The 2,179-nt window shown below is 55.1% G+C and carries 2 protein-coding genes; both read right to left on the reverse strand.

Features of this window, described 5'->3' with window-relative positions:
• Positions 1 to 219 precede the first annotated feature (219 nt).
• On the reverse strand, positions 220 to 789 hold the full coding sequence (locus tag FJY67_12165; GenBank protein MBM3330199.1) for a DJ-1/PfpI family protein: 570 nt from the start codon (positions 787 to 789) through the stop codon (positions 220 to 222).
• A 38-nt stretch (positions 790 to 827) separates the two neighbouring features.
• Positions 828 to 2,114: a T9SS type A sorting domain-containing protein gene (locus FJY67_12170; GenBank protein MBM3330200.1), complete on the reverse strand. Its 1,287-nt coding sequence runs from the start codon at positions 2,112 to 2,114 to the stop codon at positions 828 to 830.
• Between the last annotated feature and the right edge of the window lie 65 nt (positions 2,115 to 2,179).

The raw sequence follows: 2,179 nt of genomic DNA on the forward strand, positions 1-2,179 counted from the left end.
TTAAGGATGGCTTGTCAAGAGGCCGAGTCGAGGAGGCTGAGATTGGTCGGGGGATAAGAGTCGGGACCGAGGGGCAGAATTCGAAAGGCCGGGAAGAAAAGGGTTAGTCATCGTTCCGCATGGGGAGTCGTCACTTAGAATTACACTGCAGCGATATGAGAATGGTTTTATGCGGTTATCTCGTGTCTCTTGGTGGGCGCTTAGTGCAGGTCTGCTCGATCATTGCGCTTCACCCCGATACTCTAACCACTCCGTCGCCGTCCACGTGGCGGCGGCCTTGCCCTTCAAGCGTTCTACAATGTAGAGCGCCGCATCAATTCCGGCTGTGACCCCTGCCGACGTGACGAGATTGCCGTCCACCACGAACCGCTTGCCTTCGATAACTTTGCAGGTTGGCGCAGCTTTGCGTAAGTCGGTGATTCCCCAATGGTGCGTGGTAGCCTGCATACTATCCAATAGGCCGGTGTTGGCAAGCAGGAACGCTCCATAGCAAACCGAAAATACAATGCCTGATTCGTCTGCCTTCTTCTTCAGCCATGTTCGTCCGGCTTCGTTCACTGAAGAGAGGTCTCCGCCCGGAACAACCAGAATGTCCGCCTTAGGTTCTTCACCAAATGCAAAGTCGGGGCTGATAGTCACCCCGCCCATTGTTTTAATTGGTTCCCTGCTCTCCGCGACGGTCACTACTTGAAATGACTTACTTTGATCTGTTACGATGAAGACTTCGGCAGGTCCAGCGAAATCCATCAGTTCGACGCCTTGGAATAGAAGAATGACTACGGTATGCATCCTGAGCCCCTTGGGTTGAGTTGTAATCAATTACAAGATCACTTGATGAATTGGATGCTCTGCATCGCGATCCCCCGAGCGGACGCCAGTTTCACGAAGTAGCATCCGGAGGGAAACCCATCAGCGCTCCACTCGATGGAATGTACGCCTGTGGAGTAACTCCCGTCCGCGATCAGCGATACCTCTCGCCCGGCAAGGTCAAATGCAGCCAGCCTGATCTTCGCCGCTCCGGGTAGAGTGAACTGAACTCTCGCCGTAGAATTGAAGGGATTGGGGAAGCAGTTTAGAGTGATAAACTGCGGGATTGGCTTGTTCTGATCCTCGGGCGCAGACAATTCCTCGCAGAACTCTTTCAGCAGGTTGGTATATGTGTAGGGTTCGTCCTCCGAAAGAAGACTGCCGGGATAAGGATACCAGCTCATCAGCGGCAAGTTATCGGGATTGCCGCCCGCCTCAGTGAAACGCTGGTAGCTCGCCATTGTCCCGGCGAAGAATACCGAATCACCCATGTTACCGCCAGCCTCGTCGTTAAGGATGAGACCAAACCGCATCCCGTGATCCTGAACCCACTGTTGCAGTCTCACCAACTTCGGCCAGGAGTTCAGTCGCCTTGTCTGATTGTAGTTGTAGGGGCTGTCGGCGTGGAATGCTTCGAGTGAGAGCCCCCGGGCGCTCAGAGTATCAAGGACGACCTGCAGAATTTCCAATAGGTCGCCGCGATCCTGCCCCGGGTTGCTCGGGTATTGTTCGATGTGGTACCAAGGAACCGGCTCGATCAGCACGAACTGCAAATCGGGATGGACGGCGAGAACCGCTTCCATATAGTCGGCGAGCTCGCTTGCGGACTGGGAAGGATCGAAGGCGCAGATTGTGTCGCCGCCGGACGCGAGCGTGTAACCGACCGGCGAGTCCATATGGAGGTAGGTTACTTCACCGCCAGCGTTGTAGATATGCTGGATCTTGGCAAGCTCATCCCGCGCCGTCAATTCACCGACCTGATCGACGTCAGCGCCGTGCAGGTTATGCGACCTGAGGCCGCCGACTTCCAGCGCTAATTGGATTCCAGTCCTCTGAATGAACGGCACAATGCGCCGCTCGAGGCTGTCGCGCCTGCCTCCAAGCCAATTCTCATGGGTTGAGAGGACGTTTACCTGCGAGCGACCGGTCGCCCAATCGGCGTTCTCATCGAAGAGTTGGATGAAGTCTTCGGCTGAGTTGTTGGGGCTGAACCAGATCTGCTTCTCCTGTGCAATGGCGTCGGTCGTAACGACCGAAACCATCAGTGCGAGGGAAAGCGCGAGAGTGGAAATCAGTCTGGTTTGCATTCTCTTCTCTTTAATGGATGCCGTTCGTCGGCGCTGACAGTGAAGAACTTTAGGGAGGGAAGACA

It is taken from the genome of Calditrichota bacterium (assembly GCA_016867835.1).
In the GTDB taxonomy this organism is placed as follows: Bacteria; Electryoneota; AABM5-125-24; order Hatepunaeales; family Hatepunaeaceae; genus VGIQ01.

Excerpts from the sequence above, each read along its gene's own strand:
- FJY67_12165 (MBM3330199.1), bottom strand. The coding sequence starts at position 789 with ATGCATACCGTAGTCATTCTTCTATTCCAAGGCGTCGAACTGATGGAT.
- FJY67_12170 (MBM3330200.1), bottom strand. The coding sequence starts at position 2,114 with ATGCAAACCAGACTGATTTCCACTCTCGCGCTTTCCCTCGCACTGATG.